The organism is Aeromonas enterica, from assembly GCF_054052465.1.
In genome coordinates this window covers 342,573-354,845 of sequence record NZ_JBSTYL010000003.1, presented here as the reverse complement: position 1 = coordinate 354,845, position 12,273 = coordinate 342,573, and the positions used below count along the sequence as shown (strand labels likewise).

Below are 12,273 nucleotides of genomic sequence, written 5' to 3'. Positions count from 1 at the left end.
ACTCGGTGGCGATGGCCTCTCTCGCCCCGATTCCCGAGATGGATGGGATCCGCTCCCCTCTGCCTGTGGGAGAGGGGGTGAGGGCCGCGGCTGAGACAAAGGAAGCAAGCTTTGTCGAGCGTTGGCGCGAGCTGGAGTGGGACGATATCGGCATGCAGATCCGCGCCAAGACGACCCGGGATGTCGAGCGGGCGCTGGCCAATCCACGCCGCACCTTGGCCGACTTTATGGCGCTGATCTCCCCGGCCGCCGAGGCTTATCTACCCCAGATGGCCCAGTTGGCAGAGAGTCTCACTCGCCAGCGTTTCGGCAATACGGTGGGCTTCTATGTCCCCCTCTATCTGTCGAACCTCTGTGCCAACGACTGCTCCTACTGCGGCTTCTCCATGAGCAATCGCTTGAAGCGCAAGACGCTGGATGCAGAGGAAATTGAGCGGGAATGTCTGGCCATCAAGGCGCGCGGCTTCGACAGCGTGCTGCTGGTGACCGGCGAGCACGAGAGCAAGGTGGGCATGGCCTATTTTCGTGAACACTTGCCGCAGATCCGCCGCCATTTCAGCGCGTTGGCGATGGAGGTGCAGCCCCTGTCGCAGGCCGATTACGCCGAGCTCAAGACCTTGGGGCTGGATGCCGTCATGGTCTATCAGGAGACCTATCACGCCCCCAGTTACGCCCGTCATCACCTGCGCGGCAACAAGCAGGATATCGACTGGCGGCTCGCCACCCCGGAGCGGCTGGGCAGTGCTGGCATCGACAAGATAGGGTTGGGGGCGCTGATCGGCCTCTCATCTGATTGGCGCGCCGACAGCTATTTCGTGGCCGAGCACCTGAGCTGGCTCGAGCGCCACCACTGGCAGAGCCGCTATTCGCTCTCCTTCCCGCGCCTGCGCCCCTGCACCGGCGGCCTGCAGCCCGAGGTGGTGATGTCGGACAGGCAGCTGGTGCAACTTATCTGCGCCTGGCGCCTCTTCTCGCCAACGCTGGAGTTGTCGCTGTCGACCCGAGAGTCGCCTGCGTTTCGCAATGGCGCCTTGCGCCTCGGCATCACCCAGATGTCTGCGGAGTCGCGCACCCAGCCGGGCGGCTATGCGGAAGGGGACAAGGAGGAGCTGGAGCAGTTCGCCATCCACGACGACCGATCTCTCGGTGAGGTGGCCGATGCCGTCCGGCAGGCTGGGTTGCAGCCGGTGTTCAAGGACTGGGAGGCGTTTTTGGGCCGATAGGGGCGGCCAGGCCCCCCTTTGCCGGTGGCTCCCGTGCGTCCAGCCAGACTCCGTGCCTGTGGCAAGCAGGCACGGCTGCGCCGTGCAATCGTAGGGTCGATTAGCCGGTAGGCGTAATCGTCCGTTCCGAGGAATGGTGTTGTCGGCAGGAGCCGTTGTGTGGTGGCACGGCCTTGCCGTGCAGGACGCGAGGCCGCTGGCCTCGAAGGGGTTTCGCCCGCCCTTCGGGCTTGGGCGAGTGACTTTGGAAAGACCCAAAGTCACCAAAGGTTTTCTCCCCCGCTTATTCGCCCGACTTGGTCGGGTTCCTTCGGCTCACCCGCTTGTCCGACGGCACGCGCCGACGGGCCATCCATGGCCCGGCGCCGCTCGCTCGACATCCTGTCTCGCGGTCTGGACAAACGGGCTCGCCTCAGCGAATAAGAGGGGGTGATCAAGATTGTGCCCGCCATAAATTCAGGAGAATTGTAGGGTGCAGTTCCATCGTTAACTACACCCGACGGCACAAATCCAATTATGCCACCAAGATGGATGTAGCTATATCTTCATTGCGCGTATGAATTCAGGGAACCAGTCAGGGAAGTTATCGCGAAACATATCCATATCTTCTCTAAAGCCCTCAATGGTTTCTGTTATTTTTACTCGTTGTGACAATCTGTTTTCAGTCGCAGGTAAAAGTCGCCCTGTCCGCTTTATTATTTGTTTTATTACTGGTTCCCATAGGCTTATAGCCTGAGCCCTAGTAATGTTTTCTTGAAATGAAATAGAGTATCTATTTGGTATTGGTTTATTGGTAATCATCTCTATAATAGAGGATATGGCATGTATGATTATGAAATTTACGCCCGGTCTGCTAAGAAACTCGGCTTTAGGTCTATCTTGTTCTAACAGAGTGTTGTGGCGATTTAAGTAAGCGATTTCTGATTTTATTTTAAGAATAGCTTCGTACAGACTGTAAATGAAAATAACATGCCTTGAAGTTATGGTTTTGTTGAATGAAACCCCATAAAGTTCATCTTTCTCCCAAATTTCAGTTTTCTGATGATAACTACTTGTAGGATGACCATGAAACGCCATTAATATTTGCGCTAGCGATTCTGGGTCAATCAATATGCGCTTTTGCGCGGCAGATAGGTTTTTTCTAAGCCCCCCGCTATAGTAAACATCTGTGATTGTTTCAAATTCAGCACGCAAGCGAGTTTGAATTTCATCACCAGACCTAAAATCAGACGCTAACACTTTATTCTGGGAATTGTTTGCAAGAGTTATTTTTCTTATTTTATCATCGTCATTAACTTTAATAAATCGAATGCCGACTTTAATGTTCAAATCAAGTTCTTGCTCAATTGTTGATAAGCAACCTGTTGTCTGAGCACCGTTAACGATCGAAATACCTGTAATTGTATTTAATCTTCCAAGAAGTTCATCTTTTTCATTAATGTTTATAACATCAAAGTCATGCACCAGAGCCGTTATACCATTATTACAAACAAAAAAGTCAGAAGGGGTTTCTAAAGCACTCTTTTTAATTTGACCATTTATTGCTTGATCTTTGTTATTGCTGCCCATATATGAACGGACATTTGCACTGAAAAGTTTATCCTCTCCGTATTTATCATAGAGTTGTTTTAAGAATGAAGCACTAATGCTGGTACTGAATGCTTTCCATCCGGCATTACTTGATTCTATAAATCCAGGATTATTTTCAGCATTTATTATATCGCTAATTAAAATAGCATTTTGTTGAGAGAGGTAAAAAAGGTCTAAATTCTCGAGGCCAATCTCAGCGGAGTCAATGATAATATTTCCTTTTCCTTGCCCTCTTAAGGTTGTTGTTGCTTGTGCACCAATCCCATCCATAATTCTTTTACATTCCGCAGTCTGTGGACAATTATGAACAAACCAGATGTGAATGGTTTTTATTTTGTCTAGATGAATGCACTCTCGTGCTTTTATTACTTGATTTTTAATCCTGTTTGGTATGTCGTCAATATTCATTGAAAATAAGGCGGTGACAGCATAGCTACTGTCTCTAGCTTTGTTAGGGCGAGCTCCCTGACTTCTAAAAGTTGGTGATTGAAATGATTGGATTACATATATTCTTGAAGAATCTTCATCAACAAAAAGAATATCTATATTCTCATCATCTCCCCCCTCGGTTATGATGTCAGGTGCAATGCTTGTTATATCTCCCACACTTCCATGTAGTTCAATGGCATAAAGCGCCGCATTTAAATTACCATGTGCCGCTAAATCTGTACGCTGTTGGAGAGCAGTCCAAAAATGACTGTTATCTAAATTTAATAATTCCATCACCACTCCTTTTAGTTACTTAAGTTCAATTTTAAAAATATAGAAAATACCTGTTGAAAGTCTTATATATAAATGAAAGTTATTTCTAATATTATAAGGGGAGTTTAAATTGAGCATTTTATATGCTTTTGATTTTATTGATAATAAAGGATGTTACATTTTGATTGGTTTTGTATGAAGCTGTTTTTATTGAAAGTGTGAGGTTGAGGCAGATATTTCTGGCATCCTGTTACGGATCCCGGATTCAGGAGTGACGAATAATCGAATAGATATTCGCATCAAGGGGCTGGTCATGAAGGAAGATGCGATTACTTGCCCGGCACTCAAAGGTGGCACCGGCTGCGATGGCAACCGCTTCGCTGGCGGTGTTGCCAACTCCCATCACGATTTCCAGCCGAAATAGACCTAACTGTTGAAAACCAAAGTCACTGAGCAGGGCGACTGCCTGTTGGGCGATGCCTTGGCCTTGTCTGGATTGCCTCACCCAATAGCCGATGTTGCCGTAGCGATGATGAGCTGCCAGCTGGTTGATGCCGGCGCCACCCAAGAGCTGGCCGGTGGCGGTACAGAAGAGACCCATGTCAAAGGCGCGTCCCGCCTCGCGATCCTGATCGCAGGTGGTAAACCATTCCAGCGCGCTGTCCCGAGTGAATGAGTGGGAGCACCAGCTCATCCAGATGCCGACCGTTTCGATGGATTCGTGTGCCGCGCGGACAAATTCATCGGCATCGCCCGGTTCGAAGGGGCGAATAACGAGGTTGGCATTGGCAAGTGGCTGGAATGTCATGGGTTGTCCTGCTTTTTCATGTGGATGAATGGTTAGGCCTTTTCGACGGCAACCTGCTTAAGCCACATGCCAACACTGGCAGGAGCCGTGAGCGAGAAACCGAATTGTTGATAGAGTCGCTGAGCCTGCCCATCTGCCAGCAAGCTGACATAGCCTGACTCCGGCACTTCGCGGGCGATATAGTCCGCGATCTCCGCCATGATCTTTTTGCCTACACCTTGACCCTGATATTCAGGCAGGACTGCAATATCAACGACTTGATAAAATGTCCCGCCATCTCCGATAACGCGGCCCATGCCGATTGCGGTCTGGCCGCAAAATATCTGGACGGCAAACAGCGTATTGGGCAGGCCACGTTCTGCGGCCTCAATAGTCTTCGAGCTAAGTCCCGCTGCTGTTCGAAGATAGCGATAGGTTTCGACGGGCGGCGTTGAGAGGACGACAGTGAAAGCGGGTGTTGGTAAGGTCATTCGGGTAACTCCATGTAGAGCCTGAATTAAGTTCGCATATATCACAATGGTCTGGGGGATTGATGTGTTCTCCCCAAGGTTGTACTGCGATCAGATGGGGAGGCTCTCCCCGACGCCTCCAGATGGACTGCTATAAACCCACCTTCTCCAATTCCGTAATATCTCCGCCGCTGATCAACGGCAAACTCCGGCTGATTTGCTCCACCGGCCAATTCCACCAGGCGAGGGCGTTGAGGCGCTCGATGGTGTCATCGTCAAAGCGGTAGCGGATCACCTTGGCTGGGTTGCCGCCGACCACGGCGTAGTCGGGCACGTCGCCGGTGACCACGGAGCGGGCGGCGATGATGGCGCCGTTGCCGACCCTGACACCCGGCATGAGCAGGGCCTCATAGCCAATCCAGACATCGTTGCCGATAACGGTATCTCCCTTGTAAGGAAGTGTGCCCGGTGCGGGGGCGGCGCTCTCCCAGCCGTTGCCGAAGATAAAGAAGGGGTAGGTGGAGAAGCCGGAGGTCTGGTGGTTGGCACCGTTCATGATGAACTTGACCCCACGAGCGATGGCGCAGAACTTGCCGATGATCAGCTTGTCGCCGATGAAGGGGAAGTGATAGAGGACGTTGCGCTCAAAGCCTGCCGAGTCTTCCGGGTCGTCGTAATAGCTGTAATCGCCCACCTCGATATTGGGCCCCTTGATGGTGTTCTTGATAAAGCACACCTGGGGGAAGCCCTTCATGGGGTGGGGGTTGGCGGGATCGGGTCCGTGCAAGATGCTCTCCTTTCGAATCTGTCAGCACAATACCGTAAAGGAATTTGATGACGGCCTGCCACCTTTTTGTGGTGCATCACTGGCCGGGTGCGAGTTGGCCAGTCTCTGTCGTCCCGTGTCATCTGGCGTATCGACCCAGGGCGGGTTTGTCTCTAGCATGGAAGGAATGCGGGGCTTGGGCTCCGCCACTACGGACTTTTGGCGGAGAGAACAAGATGAAGATGCGTCACCTGCTCGTGCTGAGCGCCCTGCTGCTGGGCGGTTGTGCGATCAATCCTGATGGCGGCACCCCGGCGCCAGTCAGTGAACCGGACCAGCCAGTGAGCCAGCCGGACAAACCGGTTACCAAGCCGGATACCGGGGCGCCGCTACCCAAGCCGGTGGCCCCGACCGGGCTGGCGCTGGCCATGGCGGATGCCTTCGTGCAGGCCCCCGAGGTACGGGAGCTGGCGCAAAGTGGCAATCCCGTGCTGCTGCTCACCCTGCCCCAAAACGGTACCGGTGAGCCGGTGGATACCCGCGCCATGGCGGCGGCCATGAGCAAGCGGATCCAGTCCAGGAGTGGTTTTCGCTTCGTCGATCCCGGTCAGGTCGCCGCCATCACGGGGCAGCTCGAGTATCAGCAAGGGGGCATGAACCCGGCATCTCTGGTACGGCTAGGCCGCCAGACAGGGGCAGGTTACATGCTCTACGGGGATCTGGTGGCCGAGGGGAGTCGCTATCGGCTCACCATGAGCCTGATGGAGCTGCGCAGTGGCGAACTGCTCTGGAACGGCAGCCGCTCCGCCAGTCACTGATCAAAAAGAGGGTTGAGTGCCTGTGCACTCAACCCTCTTCTCATTCCAGGTCCGATGGCATGGGCTAGGCACCCATCTTCTTCAGAAAATAGGTGATATGCCCCGGCGGCATATCCGGCAGTTCGCCAAAGACGGTGTAGCCCTGTTTCTGGTAGAAGGGCAGCGCCTGGAAGCTGGTGGTTTCCAGATGATAGTGGGTGATGCCCTTGCTTTGGGCATATTGCTCCATGGCGCCGAGCAGGCGGGCACCCCAGCCATCCTTGCGGATGCGCTCGTCGATCCAGAGCCAGTCCACGTGCAACCAGCCCCACTTGATATCGGCGACTATGCCGCCCAGCACCTTGCCTTGTTCATCTTTGATAAAGCTGGCGATCCGTTCTCGCAGATAGGTGCCCGCCTTGTCAGCGTTGTAGCCAGACAGGCCGATCCGCAGGGCATCGAGCTCCTCATCCTGTGGCGGTAGGGGTGGGGTCAGTCGCATATTGGCTCCAGGTCCATGAAAAGAGTCTCAATAAATAAGGTTTGGACTCAATCTGGTCAAGGCATCTGACCACAGAACCGGACATCAGCTATTTCCGGTGACCTGTTTCGATGATCAGATAACGTCTTTGCTACCGGGGGCTCGTCAAATCTCGGGGAAATAGCAGGCGGCGATATCCACGGGCTGATCGGGGCAACCGGGCAGGTAGAATTGCCAGCCGGCGTCGGCGAAGGCACGCAGCTCATTTTCGACGAATTTCAGGGCCAGACTCAGGGCCTGCAGGGCATCGACGCCATAGATGAAGGTCTTGTCGCTCAGCCCCTCCAGCTTCACCTTGCAGCGCCAGTCGCCACTGGCGGATTTGGGGTCCGGCTCCGGCGCCTTGATTGCAATTTTCAGGGTCACTTGTTCGCCTTCGATGCTCACGGCTTCGAACTTGGCGGTCACTATGGTCTTCTTCATCTGGATATCCTCTCTCCGCTTGCCCACAATCCTGTTTCGCCAAGGCGATGAGCATGAAATGGTGAGTCTGGACAGACAGCAACGACAGACTCAGGAAGGCCAGCCTAATGGAAGCGAGGGTGGGAAACAATCTGCGCACGCACGGCCTGTGAGGTGGCTTGAATATCCGCGTGCCGTAGCCGACGAGTCTGGCTTGTTGCCTGTTTTTCATCCGACCCAAGCGGACTGCGCATCTTATTTTCTTGAATGTATTGATTAATATCTATTAATGACAGGATCCGTTATTGGCCCAGAGCCAGCCTCGGGACGATAATCGGGATCAGGCGGCAAGTCTGGCGCTCGCCTCTCGGCAATCGGATTAAGGAAATGGTATGGCTCTCTCGGTCAAACAACTATACGAAGTGATGGCCCAGCTGCCTGATCCTGTCTTCATCCTGAGCGAGGATGGTTACTACATCGAATACATAGGCGGCATGGAGCAGCAATCCTATCAGGATGGCAATCCGCTGGCGGGCAAGCGGCTGGCCGATGTGCTGCCCGCCGACATGGCGCAGTGGGTGATGGAGCAAGTTGCCCTGGCCTTGAGCTCGGGCCAGGTGCAGGTGGTGGAGTACGGCTTGGCGGCGGTGGAGGTGGCGGGGATCGATTCCTCGGTGGGGCCGCAGGGGGAGCAGAGGTTCGAGGGCAAGATAGCCCCGCTGCCATCTCGTTACGATGGCAAGCGGGCGGTGGCCTGGGTGACCCGCAGCATCACCCGCCAGTACGAGCTGCAGCAGCGGCTCAAGCTGCAGAGCGAGACCGACCAGCTCACCGGCCTCTACAACCGCCGCTTCTTCTTTGAACACTGCCAGCAGCAAAGGGTGAACCCCGAGTGCAGTGGCCTCATCATGCTGGATATAGATCACTTCAAGCAGATCAACGATCGCTTCGGCCATCAGCAGGGTGACAGGGCGTTGCAGCGTTTCTGCGAGTGCGTGGCGGCCCAGTTGCGGAGCGAAGACCTGTTTGTGCGCAGTGGTGGCGAAGAATTTCTGATCTTGTTGCCAAAGCTGGGTGAGTCAGAGCTATGCATGATAGCGGAGCGGATCCGTGCCGCCGTGGAGGCTCTGGCGCCTGATCCAGTGGCCTTCACCGTCAGTCTGGGCACGACTCTGGTGACGCCGGGGGAAGAAATCAACCTGGCATTGGCGCGTGCCGATGAGTGGTTGTATCGGGCCAAGCGGGCGGGGCGCAACCGGGTTGCTCATTGCCCGACAACCTGATGACGGGGACTGTCCTTGTTGCATGAAACAAGTTGATTTATATCGGTAAAATCCATCAATGACACCGATGTCAATTGGGTCGAAATATGACTCGCTTATTCCGCTGATATTCCCGGTTTGATGGTGCTAATATTATCGGCCTGATTGCTGATTTTATTCATGTTGTTGGACAACGCGCAGAGGTCTTGTCTTATGTTATCAGCCGGGAATGAACTGGTCATATTGAGACCAAAATGATACATCTCATTGTCTTTTGAAACAATTCCATTCAAACGGCCATGAATTATTAACCTTGACCTTTATGGCGATTTCAACGATGGTAGCGTGACATTCCCGTTTCATATTGGCTGTCTTATTGACCGCTGGCGGGTTTGCTTTTTCTACAATCTGGTGATGTGCACAGACATATCACCTGCCTATTACACGGGCTAATAAAATAACAAAGATGACAGACAAATAAGGTGTATATCGCAATGAGTATTGCTATTGCTGAAAAGAATAACCCAGCTTCAAAGTTGAAATGGGAGAAAAGTGATTCGGTATGGACTATGGGATTATATGCCACAGCAGTCGGTGCCGGTACACTCTTTCTCCCTATTACCGTGGGCAGTAATTCCCCGGTTATTTTGCTGTTTATATTATTGATGGCATTCCCGCTCTCTTATTATTCCCACCGGGCGCTGAGTCGCCTGGTATTATCCAGCTCCCATCGGGAAGGTGATATTACCCATGTGGTGGAGGAGCACTTCGGTGCCAAGGCGGGCAAGCTGCTGATGCTGGTCTATCTGATGGCCTTCTACCCCATCATTCTGGTCTACAGCATCTCCATCACCAATGCCATCGAGAGCTTCATGGTGCATCAGCTGGGGGGCACAGTGCTGAGCCGTGGCTGGCTGGTGCTGGCGGTGATGCTGGGTCTGCATCTGATCCTGCTGACCGGCAAACAGGTGGTGGTGTCGGCCATCAGCGTGCTGGCGCTGCCGATGGTCGCCTTCCTGCTGGGTATCTCCGTTTATCTGCTGCCCCAGTGGAGCCTCTCCTATTTCACCGAGAGTCAGGCGGTGGAGTGGCGCGATCCCGCCTTCTGGAAATCCCTCTGGCTGATCGTGCCCGTGATGGTTTTCTCGTTCAGCCATGCCCCCATCATCTCCTCTTTTACCGCCGCCCAGAAGAAGCGCTGTCATGTGAGCGCCGATGTGCGCAGCAAGCGCATCATCAAATGCAGCAGCCTGCTGATCTGCGGCAGCGTGCTGTTTTTTGTCATCAGTTGCGTGATGAGCCTGAGTCAGGCGGAAATGGCGCTGGCCCGCACCGACAACATTTCCGTGCTGTCGGCGCTGGCGAACAAGTTTTCCAATCCGCTGATCGCCTATGTGGGGCCGCTTATCGCCATTCTGGCCATGTCCAAATCCTTCCTCGGCACCTCCATGGGGGTGAGCGAGGGGACAGTGAGCATGGTGAGCGGTGCCTGTCAGGGGCTGGGGCTCTCCCTCAGGGAGGTCACCATAGCCCGGGTCTCATCCGTCATCCTGTTTGTCGTGACCGGGATCATCACCTATCTGAACCCCAATGTGCTGGACATCATAGAGAAGGTGAGCGGACCGCTGATTGCGGTGATCCTGTTCCTGCTGCCGGCCTGCTCCATCTATCGCCTGCCGGCGCTCAAGCGCTATCGCGGACCCAGCACGCTGTTCGTGATGGTGGTGGGACTGCTCGCCATCTCGGCCCTTATCTACGATCTGCTCTGACGAGCGAGAGGCTGCACAAAACAACAGGGGCGACCACTTGGTCGCCCCTTTTTCATGCCTGCACCGTCAGCTCAGCAGGGTGGAAACGCTCTGCCCCGCCATCAGCAGGCCGATGGCCAGCGCGCTGAACCAGACCAGGGTCGCACTGACCAGCAGGTAGCCGCTGGCGACGAACAGGCCGTCCCGCTGCAACATGCCGATGGCCAGCAGCAAGATGGCCCAGGCCGGCATGGCGTTGGTAAAGGGGATGGCCCCGAGCGGCAGCATCAGCAGCAAGGCCGCCAGCATGATCAGCAGACCGTTGCAGCGGTTGATGGTGCTGTTGCCGGTCAGCAGCAGCAGGCGCGGGCGGATGAAGCGATCGATGCGTGCCAGCAGGTCAGCGCCCTTGTGCAGAGTCGGCTTGAGCTGGTCGGCAGCGAAGCGGCGCTCCATCAGGATGGCGGGCAGCCAGGGTACTCGGTTGAGGGTGATGCCGATGCCGATAAACAGGATCAGCAGGCCAAACGGGGTACTGACGCCGGGGATGGAGACCGGCAGCAGGAAGGGCACTGTGAGCAGCACGCAAAACAGCAGCATGCCCTGCTCGCCGACCAGAGCCAGCATCTGGCGCAGGCTGATATGGCTCTCCTCGATGGCGTGGGCAGTCGCCCGCAGAGTGTCGGAGAGCTTGTGTTGTGGGTCTTTGAGTTGCGCGGCAACCATTCCCGGATGTCCTTCTGATGAGTTGAACCGGATCACCATGATCCGGTTGGGCGTCAGCATACGTGGCAGAGGTTAATCCGGGATGAATAACGGTAGACGGCGATGTGCCGCGTGGTTGCCGGATGCGATCGCGGCGGCAGAGTGTGATCCTCTCTGCGAAAATGGGCTGATACAGGCTGGGTTTAGGATGGGGGTCAGGAGGCTCTGATATGCTTGGTGGGCACTGGTGCACAAGCAGAGGGATTGCGATGAAACGAGCAGGGATCATGATGATGGGGCTCTTGCTGCCGCTGGGGCAGGCCTGGAGCGCCGACGGCGAGGCTGGGCCTGGCTGGCAGGTGACGCCGTTTTTCGGCTACAGCTCGTCCATCGACTTCGAGGCGAACGATGACCTGCAACCCATGCCTGTCTCCACCCAGCTGGAATCCTTGCAGGGGGAGGGCTCCGGCAGCTGGGGCCTGTTCATCAGCAAGGAAGTGGATGACCCCGGTATGATAGAGCTGCTCTACAGCCACCAATCCACCCGCCTCTCTCCAGATCAATCGGATCGCCTGACGGTGGACACATTGCACTTCGCCGGGGCGCTCACCCTGTCGGACAACCTGATGACTCCCTACATAGGCGCCGGCATAGGGGTGACGCGCTTCGCCGCCTACGACAGCGAGGTAGCCCCCTCCATGTCGCTGGCGCTCGGGGTGCAGCCGCGCCTGACCGAGCATCTGGCGCTGCGGGCCGAGGTGCGCGGCTACGGCACCCTGGTCAACGACAACAGCCAGTTCCTCTGCAACCCGGATAACTGCGTGTTCAAGGTGCGCGGCGAGCTGGTGACCCAGTGGCAAGCCAATATCGGCCTGACCCTGAGGTTTTGATGCCAGCCCTGTGACGTGCCATGTCAGGCAATGCCGCGGGTGAGCCGGCTAAGGGGCTCGTTGACGTCGAACAGCTTGAACTGCACCGCGCTGGCACCCATGGCGAGCACCCGTTGCTCGTGCATGGTGGCGTAGGCGAGGGCGCTCGCCTCATCCTCGAACAGATAGATGCCACCCGCCTCGCCGGTGCGCGGGTTTTCGGTCCAGATCTTGGAGATGAAGCCAGGCTCCTTGGTGATGGACTCGGCCAGCGGCATGGCCGGTCCCATCATCTCGGTGGGGAAGTTGAAATGGATCTGCAGCAGGCTGGGCATGGTGAACCTCTCGTGGGCGTTGAATGACGGAGCCCGCATCATAGGAAGCCGGCATCTTGGCTGCAAGAAGGCACAT

13 protein-coding genes are annotated in these 12,273 nt (G+C 55.3%); 5 read left to right on the top strand and 8 right to left on the bottom strand.

Translation table 11 applies throughout. The features are described 5' to 3' along the window. Window positions 1–38 precede the first annotated feature (38 nt). Window positions 39–1,223 (top strand): 2-iminoacetate synthase ThiH, encoded by a 1,185-nt coding sequence (gene thiH / locus ACW5XD_RS05755; RefSeq protein ID WP_456494073.1) that lies wholly within the window; start codon window positions 39–41, stop codon window positions 1,221–1,223. A 537-nt stretch (window positions 1,224–1,760) separates the two neighbouring features. Here thiH and ACW5XD_RS05750 read toward each other — a convergent pair. From ACW5XD_RS05750 to ACW5XD_RS05735, 4 genes are all read right to left on the bottom strand, one after another. Beyond that, window positions 1,761–3,536: an AIPR family protein gene (locus tag ACW5XD_RS05750; RefSeq protein WP_456494039.1), complete on the bottom strand. Its 1,776-nt coding sequence runs from the start codon at window positions 3,534–3,536 to the stop codon at window positions 1,761–1,763. A 244-nt stretch (window positions 3,537–3,780) separates the two neighbouring features. Then, entirely contained in the window at window positions 3,781–4,323 is a 543-nt protein-coding gene (locus ACW5XD_RS05745; protein ID WP_456494038.1) for a GNAT family N-acetyltransferase, read from the bottom strand. Between the two features lie 32 nt (window positions 4,324–4,355). Then, complete coding sequence (locus ACW5XD_RS05740) at window positions 4,356–4,793, bottom strand: GNAT family N-acetyltransferase (RefSeq protein ID WP_456494037.1); 438 nt, start codon at window positions 4,791–4,793, stop codon at window positions 4,356–4,358. 130 nt (window positions 4,794–4,923) lie between these two features. Next, window positions 4,924–5,562: a Vat family streptogramin A O-acetyltransferase gene (locus ACW5XD_RS05735; protein ID WP_456494072.1), complete on the bottom strand. Its 639-nt coding sequence runs from the start codon at window positions 5,560–5,562 to the stop codon at window positions 4,924–4,926. A gap of 212 nt (window positions 5,563–5,774) precedes the next feature. On the opposite strand from ACW5XD_RS05735, the gene ACW5XD_RS05730 reads away from it, so the two are divergent. Continuing rightward, window positions 5,775–6,356: a penicillin-binding protein activator LpoB gene (locus ACW5XD_RS05730; protein ID WP_456494036.1), complete on the top strand. Its 582-nt coding sequence runs from the start codon at window positions 5,775–5,777 to the stop codon at window positions 6,354–6,356. 64 nt (window positions 6,357–6,420) lie between these two features. On the opposite strand, the gene ACW5XD_RS05725 is transcribed toward ACW5XD_RS05730, so the two are convergent. Then, window positions 6,421–6,837: a GNAT family N-acetyltransferase gene (locus ACW5XD_RS05725; RefSeq protein ID WP_456494035.1), complete on the bottom strand. Its 417-nt coding sequence runs from the start codon at window positions 6,835–6,837 to the stop codon at window positions 6,421–6,423. A 144-nt stretch (window positions 6,838–6,981) separates the two neighbouring features. Beyond that, complete coding sequence (locus tag ACW5XD_RS05720; protein ID WP_456494034.1) at window positions 6,982–7,299, bottom strand: DUF6968 family protein; 318 nt, start codon at window positions 7,297–7,299, stop codon at window positions 6,982–6,984. A 371-nt stretch (window positions 7,300–7,670) separates the two neighbouring features. Between ACW5XD_RS05720 and ACW5XD_RS05715 the strand changes: the two genes are divergently transcribed. Both ACW5XD_RS05715 and ACW5XD_RS05710 read left to right on the top strand, forming a co-directional pair. Next, window positions 7,671–8,561, top strand: a complete 891-nt coding sequence (locus ACW5XD_RS05715; protein ID WP_456494033.1) for a diguanylate cyclase — start codon at window positions 7,671–7,673, stop codon at window positions 8,559–8,561. Window positions 8,562–9,205: 644 nt separating this feature from the next. Then, complete coding sequence (locus ACW5XD_RS05710) at window positions 9,206–10,309, top strand: amino acid permease (protein WP_456494032.1); 1,104 nt, start codon at window positions 9,206–9,208, stop codon at window positions 10,307–10,309. A 66-nt stretch (window positions 10,310–10,375) separates the two neighbouring features. On the opposite strand, the gene ACW5XD_RS05705 is transcribed toward ACW5XD_RS05710, so the two are convergent. Continuing rightward, on the bottom strand, window positions 10,376–11,014 hold the full coding sequence (locus ACW5XD_RS05705) for an exopolysaccharide biosynthesis protein (RefSeq protein WP_456494031.1): 639 nt from the start codon (window positions 11,012–11,014) through the stop codon (window positions 10,376–10,378). A gap of 248 nt (window positions 11,015–11,262) precedes the next feature. On the opposite strand from ACW5XD_RS05705, the gene ACW5XD_RS05700 reads away from it, so the two are divergent. After that, window positions 11,263–11,883 carry an outer membrane beta-barrel protein gene (locus ACW5XD_RS05700; RefSeq protein ID WP_456494030.1) on the top strand — a complete coding sequence of 207 codons (621 nt, stop codon included), beginning with the start codon at window positions 11,263–11,265 and terminating at the stop codon, window positions 11,881–11,883. A gap of 23 nt (window positions 11,884–11,906) precedes the next feature. Here the strand turns inward: ACW5XD_RS05700 and ACW5XD_RS05695 are convergent, their stop codons facing one another. Continuing rightward, the gene (locus ACW5XD_RS05695) at window positions 11,907–12,197 is read right to left on the bottom strand and encodes a monooxygenase (protein ID WP_456494029.1); all 291 of its coding nucleotides are present in this window, start codon (window positions 12,195–12,197) and stop codon (window positions 11,907–11,909) included. Between the last annotated feature and the right edge of the window lie 76 nt (window positions 12,198–12,273).

Bases quoted from the DNA above. Each gene is read 5' to 3' on its own strand.
- thiH (WP_456494073.1), top strand. From the start codon at position 39: ATGGATGGGATCCGCTCCCCTCTGCCTGTGGGAGAGGGGGTGAGGGCC.
- ACW5XD_RS05750 (WP_456494039.1), bottom strand. From the start codon at position 3,536: ATGGAATTATTAAATTTAGATAACAGTCATTTTTGGACTGCTCTCCAA.
- ACW5XD_RS05745 (WP_456494038.1), bottom strand. From the start codon at position 4,323: ATGACATTCCAGCCACTTGCCAATGCCAACCTCGTTATTCGCCCCTTC.
- ACW5XD_RS05740 (WP_456494037.1), bottom strand. From the start codon at position 4,793: ATGACCTTACCAACACCCGCTTTCACTGTCGTCCTCTCAACGCCGCCC.
- ACW5XD_RS05730 (WP_456494036.1), top strand. From the start codon at position 5,775: ATGAAGATGCGTCACCTGCTCGTGCTGAGCGCCCTGCTGCTGGGCGGT.
- ACW5XD_RS05725 (WP_456494035.1), bottom strand. From the start codon at position 6,837: ATGCGACTGACCCCACCCCTACCGCCACAGGATGAGGAGCTCGATGCC.
- ACW5XD_RS05720 (WP_456494034.1), bottom strand. From the start codon at position 7,299: ATGAAGAAGACCATAGTGACCGCCAAGTTCGAAGCCGTGAGCATCGAA.
- ACW5XD_RS05715 (WP_456494033.1), top strand. From the start codon at position 7,671: ATGGCTCTCTCGGTCAAACAACTATACGAAGTGATGGCCCAGCTGCCT.
- ACW5XD_RS05710 (WP_456494032.1), top strand. From the start codon at position 9,206: ATGGCATTCCCGCTCTCTTATTATTCCCACCGGGCGCTGAGTCGCCTG.
- ACW5XD_RS05705 (WP_456494031.1), bottom strand. From the start codon at position 11,014: ATGGTTGCCGCGCAACTCAAAGACCCACAACACAAGCTCTCCGACACT.
- ACW5XD_RS05700 (WP_456494030.1), top strand. From the start codon at position 11,263: ATGAAACGAGCAGGGATCATGATGATGGGGCTCTTGCTGCCGCTGGGG.
- ACW5XD_RS05695 (WP_456494029.1), bottom strand. From the start codon at position 12,197: ATGCCCAGCCTGCTGCAGATCCATTTCAACTTCCCCACCGAGATGATG.